The organism is Vibrio sp. ZF57 (assembly GCF_001691235.1).
GTDB lineage: Bacteria > Pseudomonadota > Gammaproteobacteria > Enterobacterales > Vibrionaceae > Vibrio > Vibrio crassostreae_C.
In genome coordinates, this window is sequence record NZ_MAKD01000016.1 from 25,949 (window position 1) to 32,845 (window position 6,897).

General features: G+C 43.8%; 4 protein-coding genes and 3 pseudogenes. 3 read left to right on the forward strand and 4 right to left on the reverse strand.

The features are described 5' to 3' along the window. The first annotated feature begins 93 nt into the window (after nucleotides 1-93). Entirely contained in the window at nucleotides 94-1,005 is a 912-nt protein-coding gene (locus tag A6D97_RS02180; protein WP_065583737.1) for a LysR family transcriptional regulator, read from the forward strand. Between the two features lie 160 nt (nucleotides 1,006-1,165). Here A6D97_RS02180 and A6D97_RS02185 read toward each other — a convergent pair whose 3' ends face one another. The 3 genes and pseudogenes from A6D97_RS02185 to A6D97_RS02195 form a co-directional block, all read right to left on the reverse strand. Further along, the gene (locus A6D97_RS02185) at nucleotides 1,166-2,023 is read right to left on the reverse strand and encodes a polysaccharide lyase family 7 protein (protein ID WP_017060503.1); all 858 of its coding nucleotides are present in this window, start codon (nucleotides 2,021-2,023) and stop codon (nucleotides 1,166-1,168) included. Nucleotides 2,024-2,269: 246 nt separating this feature from the next. Beyond that, nucleotides 2,270-4,147: pseudogene (locus A6D97_RS02190) on the reverse strand (glycoside hydrolase); the annotation flags it as partial. Beyond that, nucleotides 4,147-5,043: pseudogene (locus A6D97_RS02195) on the reverse strand (DUF3404 domain-containing protein); the annotation flags it as partial. The pseudogenes A6D97_RS02195 and A6D97_RS02190, both read right to left, overlap by 1 nt. Nucleotides 5,044-5,286: 243 nt before the next feature. Between A6D97_RS02195 and A6D97_RS02200 the strand changes: the two are divergent. Beyond that, complete coding sequence (locus A6D97_RS02200; protein WP_017060498.1) at nucleotides 5,287-5,820, forward strand: YbhB/YbcL family Raf kinase inhibitor-like protein; 534 nt, start codon at nucleotides 5,287-5,289, stop codon at nucleotides 5,818-5,820. Nucleotides 5,821-5,876: 56 nt separating this feature from the next. After that, on the forward strand, nucleotides 5,877-6,674 hold the full coding sequence (locus A6D97_RS02205; RefSeq protein WP_065583738.1) for an AraC family transcriptional regulator: 798 nt from the start codon (nucleotides 5,877-5,879) through the stop codon (nucleotides 6,672-6,674). Between the two features lie 29 nt (nucleotides 6,675-6,703). Here the strand turns inward: A6D97_RS02205 and A6D97_RS22150 are convergent. Next, nucleotides 6,704-6,897: pseudogene (locus A6D97_RS22150) on the reverse strand (MFS transporter); the annotation flags it as partial.

Here is a 6,897-nt window from a genome sequence, read left to right on the forward strand (position 1 = left end):
CGAATTGTAAATGAATTCGATTGATTGATAAGATAGGAAAAAAGGGAAACACTGTTGCAAAAATCTAACTAATGGCGCTTTGGGAGAAGTACGATGGACTTAAATGCTGTGACTGTTTTTACACAAGTTGTTGATTGTGGGAGTTTCACGCACGCAGCTGAAGCATTGAACATGACCAAGTCGACCGTCAGCCGAAAGCTAGACGAGCTGGAACAGCACTTAGGTGTGAGGTTGATCACTCGTTCGACACGAAGTTTAGTCTTAACGCCAGAGGGTGAGCGCTTTTATCAGTCGAGCATGCAGATGCAAGAGATCATGAACCAAGCTGAGCTAGAGGTTTCAGCCAATCAGGATTTGATCCGAGGGCAGTTGAATGTTGTGTTGCCTGTCGAATTGGGACATCAAGTATTAGCCACATACATCCACAGTTTCCTAAAAGAGCACCCAAACGTGACTTTGAACTTAGAACTATCGAATCGAGAAGTCGACATCATTGCGGAGGGGATCGATCTTTACGCACAAATTGGTGAGCTGGTGGATTCGAGCTTGGTTTCTCGTTACCTCACAACATCAAAGCGTGTATTGGCAGCCAGCCCTGAGTATTTAGAACAGTTCGATGACGTCTCTTCACCCGATGATCTTGAACCGCCATTCAGAATGATTGAGGTGGTGAACAAGGCCGCGCGTCTACCCAAGTGGCATTTACAATTAGAAGGCGGAGAGTCGATTTTGATCGATCTACCGTGTCAGTTGCGGGTGAATACCATCACGGCATGCCTAACAGCGTGTGTGGATGGGCTCGGCTTGGCGGTGCTTCCTGAATTCATTTGTCGGGAACACTTTAAGACAGGTAAGCTGATTCGTCTGTTACCTGAATATGAGATGCCGGAAGTTTCAGTAAGCCTAGTGTATGCAGACAGGCAGTTGATGCCGAAACGTAAGAAGGTCTTTATCGACTATCTACTGACTGCTTTTCAAAATAGAGCCAATCAAATAACGAAATAAAGGCATATTGTATTGGGAGCAACAGAAGGAATCGGCTGCCTAACTGTTGATTAGTTGTAATTCATTGACAATGACCAATAACATTGAAAAGAGAAAAACGAACTTGTTAACAAGTTCGTTTTTTTCTGATTGCTAATGTAGTTGTAGGCTAAGTACCGAACTAGCTCTTTTTCTCTGTGTACTCTAGCTTGTAGAAGTGAGCTTCACTTTGTCCATTCGTAAATTGGTTGTATACGCCAGCTTTGAAGTAGCTTAATAGGTGACGCCAGTAGTCAATATCCTGCTCAACTTTACGTTCACCGTTTACGTCAACAATAAGTTTCTTATCACCCACGATTAAATCAAATGCTGTTGGTTTGCCTTGTGGTGCTTTGCCTAAATCATACTGAGAATATGCTACGTCTGATTTGCACATTTCCTTGTCTTGGTTTTTCTTGCCGAACGATCCTTTACAAATTACAGCGTTGTTTTTAATGATTGCCCAGAAATGCCCTTCAATACCATTATTGTCACGTTTCCATACAACACGAAGCAAAGGGTGAGGGACATTGTGAGTACCAAGATCATCTAAGCCTTTGTTATGTACTTGTAGGAATGTAATCTCGTCTTGCTTAGAGTCTGAGTTCTTCATCGACTCTTCAGGTTTTATGATCTCCACCTCCGAACTTAATGTGTATGTTTCATTTGTTAAGTCTGTGCGGAAGTTTTCCTGAACGCGTAGCTCGTTGCGCAGGTGGTCATTCTTCATGGTAAAGACTAGCGCTTCACTTTCTTTGTCGACATAGAAGTTGTTGTTCACAATGCCGTCGTAGTTATTATCGAGCGCAAAATAGTCTTTGTTGCCTTTCTTTCCGTTTGGATCTGAAATTTGAAGTTCAGAAACTGACAAAACATTTTGGTATTGAGAGTAATTAGAAGGTTCGCCTAAAGCTCCTTCTGGATTCGAAAACTGAACATTAGCGATTGCCGAAGAAGAAAAGGCAAGAAGGGCACAGCAAGTGAGTAGGGTCTTTTTCATCAAAAATATCTCTTTTGTATTATTATCATTCAATATAAGCATTGATATCACTTTTGAGATTTATGTGAAACATCTGTGTTTGAAATTGTGGCCGGCACCCAATTTTCTTGTACAAAAATAGAGAGAATTAGGTGTCGATTGGGATTGGTACCTGAGTGTCAAAGGTGTGGATTTTTGCTCGTTAACAACACTACCTGCTAACCCGTAATAGTGAATAAGGTGAGGCTTAAAAACGGCACGTTCAAACTAGTTAGGCTCTGATTTCCACTCTAACGTTTGTCCGTTGCTCAATACGGCTTTTATAGCGCTCGGCGAGACTTTAAGGCCTCTCTGATGAAAGGTTTGATCTGAAAAATTGGCAATGATCTTACTTCCGTCACTGAACTCAGTTTGTTGAACATCGCCGCTCTTATCTAACCATTCGGAATCGACTAACTGTTTATCCCATAACTGTTCGTGCATTGGTTCAAAGCCATCTTGATAGTGTTTGAGTGCTTTGATTCTCTGGCTTGAACTTGATAAAGCTTCATCTCTGGTCAAGTGAACCATCGGTGGTGTGTTGTACAGCATGGCGGTTAAGTCACGTTCTGCTTGTACATTAGTGAACTTAAGGCTGTCTGAATGCCAATGGTGCGTATTGATTACTTCATCATGGAAAACGGCTTGGTAAAGTGGAATTCGATATTGTGGCGAAAATAGTAGCGACTTGTAGGGCTCTTTAACCTCGGCCGGCTTAAAGAAGAAGTCAGGCTTGTGGTCTGGGTACCAACGACCTAAGTAATAGGGAGATTGGCGGTTCTCTTTCATGTCTTTGTCTGTCCATCCAAAACCAACCGTTTCTAAGCCGTGTGCAAACGCGATGCCTTTTGTTGTTAGGCTGTTGCCGTCTTCAGAGCCTAATACTAACTAAGGTTGCTCGCTAAGCCACTTCATTCGGTTGTTGAACGCAGAAAGCATGTCTGATTCGTCGTTTGTATTGCCATTACTGTCTATAGAGACGCGGTAATCTTCACGTGCCATGGCGGTTGCATCAACATCTAAGAACAAGCTGTTGAAGTTGCCGAATCTCATAATGTCTTGAGCACGCTGTTTTACGTATTCTAAATGGCAGTTCGGGTTTAAGTAAAAGCCGTTTCCACGAAATCCTTTTTTCAAACTCCCATCCGCTAGTTCAATCGCACAACTTTGACGCATCGGCTCTGGTAATTGAGCGGTTAGCCAGTTGTCATTGAGCTTCGCAGGAATTGCGGTGTTGTAGGAATCGTAAGTACCGACCAGATATCCGGACTGTTTTGCCAGACCCACAGCGTTAGGTTGATAGAATTCTGGCATCCAATTATCGAATCCAAGCCACAGTTTGTTTAAGCCTGCCTTATTTAGATTAGCGACCATGTCTGAAGACAGCGCTTGTCCCCAAGTCTCTGACGAGTTTAGGTAAGGGGAAGCGTGCTCTAGCAACCAGTTCTTCTTATCCTGTGCTGCTTTATATTGCGCTTTAATCGTGTTGTCTTCGAGTGTCGGATTACCAACAGGATATAACACCTGCAATGACTGGCTAATAGAGTCCAACAATAGTTGTTTGTGGTACTGACTGAACCAATCTTTCCCCTTGGAGAGTGACGATAGCTCTCTTTTCGCTTCCGCAGAAACATTGAGTTTAGAGCCCTCTAGATACCATGTTTTCAATCCCCACCAGTCACTCACATCTTGGATGCTTAATGGGTCTTTGCCAAATAGGTAAACGTGGCTCGCGCCGATCAACTTAGTCACATCTGGATTGCGCTTTTGCTTTGCTACAAGCGTTTCAGACTGGTCATTATTGATGCGCCAATCTCGGTATTGTTTGGCACCATCTAACCACGAGTCTCCGAGGGTGATACGAACAAGAAAAGGTTGTGACTGATTGAGCATCGTAAATTGGTGTGCTGCCTTCATATCAATTTTGGTTTTTGTATTTGAGGAAGCATTAGAGGATGCATCTGAAAAGAGCAGTTGATTGTTGGTTGCATTAACCATTTGATAGCTAATGAAATGATTGTTTTGCTGTACTGTCCAAAAAGGCATCTTCAAGTCTTGAGTAGTGTTACTTCCAGAATGGTTACCGACGAGATAACTTGCCCAAATTGAGTTTCAGCAGAAAAGTCATCGTAGCGATTTCTAAACATCTCGACGGTTAGACCTAGGCTAGTAATTGGCGTGCGCAGTTCATGAGTAAGAAGCTGTAAAACGAACTGCCTCTCTTTTCGTTGTTTTGTTCTTAGGTATAAGACTCTACCGAGTCCGGAAAGCAACGTTAACAGCAATGTAAAGATCAAGGTTTTCATGATCAGATTGTCATTGCTAGGCTCGCTTAAGCACACGTTGCTGTAACGAAAAGTACAGGTTTCACCCGTCAAAGATACCTCTTGCCGCGCTGCAATAGGTTGCCAAACATCTAAGGGAATAGCTTTCCAGCCTTGTTCGCCACTTAACCAAAGCACATCATCTTGTTGCCAAGCGCGGTATCCATTGAGCAGTGCTTCTCTGCCTTGTGCACTTAGGCTTTCTAGTTTGTTATATAAAGGGTGCTGAGGGTTGGTAAGACTCAAAAATGGGCGTATCTGCTCGGTCACATCTGGGTAAGCGGCTAAATAACGACCAGCAAAGCTGCCACCGGCAGGGTGACGTTTGGAGTGTGCTGCAAACCAAATCGAATCCAATGTTTGTTGCTGACACAGAGCGAGCTCGAACTCGATGGCTTCATGTAATGAAGGGTTACTGCTTTCAATCGCTTGGCAGTGATCTTGTATTGACGCTAACGCTGCGATGTCGTCCCAACTGAATTGGTTGAAATCAGGATAGCGGCTATTTTCATGGAGCAGAACTTTCGGATACTGAGCCAACTCTTGTTGAGATACTAAGAGTGGGGATGATTGCCAGCTCAGTTGATACAGAGTTTGCCACTTATCTTGCAAACTTTGGGCATTGACTAGGGTTGGGAGCCAAAAGATCAAGCAAAGAGCTAATGTAAACCTGCGCATCCAATCATTCTCGTTAAAAGTCGTGGGGCGAGTCTAAAGAGTTTTGGGCGCGATTTGTAACCTGAATGTCAACAAGTGTTCTTTTAACAACAAATTGTCGAGTGGGTCATGCTTTTAAATAATAAAGTACAAATACAGTAAGTATCATTTATTTGAAATAAAATAGATAATTGTGTACTTACTGTCATTATTGGGCGAAATGTGGGGACTATACTGGGCTCATACCTAATAAGAGGAACCATCATGAAACTCATCATCAAATCAGTATTGGCAATCAGTATTTTGGCTACAGGCTCTGCTCATGCGTTCGAATTAACCAGCAACGATATTCAAGAAGGTCACCCAATGGCAAAGACTTTTGAATACTCTAGTTGGGGTTGTGACGGCGATAATCAATCACCACAATTGATGTGGAAAGATGCACCAGCAGGTACCAAAAGCTTTGCTATCACAGCTTATGATCCAGATGCACCGACTGAAAGTGGCTTCTGGCATTGGGTTGCGTTTGATATCCCTGCAACTGTGAACGAGCTACCTCGCGGTGTCGACATCTCTAAAGTCGGTGGCAAAGAAGGTCGCATTGATTACGGTACAGTTGGCTACGGTGGCGTTTGTCCTCCAGAAAAAGATGGTATGCACCGTTACCAGTTCACGGTTTGGGCATTACCAACGGACAAACTTAACCTCGACGAAAATACGCCGTCGGCTGTGGTTGGATTCACGTTGAACAGCATGGCTTTAGACAAAGCTAAACTGACCGCAACTTATACACGTTAATAGCTTATGTACGTTAAAGCTTATACACGTACATAATAAGTAAACAAGGGGATGAGATGAATCATCAATATCAAGTGACGATCTTTCGTGCAGAGCAGTTACAAAAACTGCGTAATGTGAGGATTCTATCCCCTAGTATCATTCAGATTATTACAGGCAGTAAGCGCCTGTTTTGGAAAGATTCAGCGGCAGAGCTCTCACATTCTGAGCTGTTGTTGTGTGAGGCATCAGCTTCACTAAGTTTTGAGAACATGCCCCACAAAGGGCGCTTCTTGTCGCGAGTGTTCAGCTTTCAATTCCAACCTTCTCAGGCGATGCTTGATTTAAGTGAGGAACGGTCGAATAATCTGGGACTGCCTACAGTAAAAGCGGATCGAAACTTACAAGACTCACTCAATGCTCTGTTCTCTTTTGATACACAGAGCATGAGCAAAGAGACTCAACAGTTTTGGTTGCAGGGCTTGTACCAGCAATTAGCTGAAAAAGGGGTGTTGCATCTATTGTTTGTCAGTGCCAACGTCTCGTTTAGCCAAAAGCTCAGCCATTACCTTTCACATTCACCAGATGAGAAACATCCATTAGAGTCGGTGGCGGAGCGATTTGCGATGAGCCGAGGGACATTGATTCGGAAGCTCAAACTGGAAGGTATGCAATATCGAGAGGTACTGGCTGAAGTTCGCTTGAGTCACGCGCTTTATCTGATGCAAAACGGACAGCAGAATGTGGCGATGTTGGCTCAGTCTTGCGGTTACCAATCGGAAGGGCGTTTTAGTCAGCGCTTTAAAGGCAAGTTTGGTTTGTCGCCAAGTGAATACATCAAAACCGTCGTCAGCCATAGAGTCGCGAGCAAATAAAGTCGCGATACCATAATCATTCTGTTTGCCTAAACGCTCACTTTCTTATCTCGTGCTGCCAATGCCGCGAAAATCGTGCACGCAAAGGCAACAGATGCGACCAATAGAATCGGCACACTCCAAGAATCTGTCTGAGCATGAAGCTTACCCACCAGCGTTGGGCCAGTGGCTGCCAACGCATAACCGATTCCCTGAGCCATACCCGACAATGATGCGGCTTGGC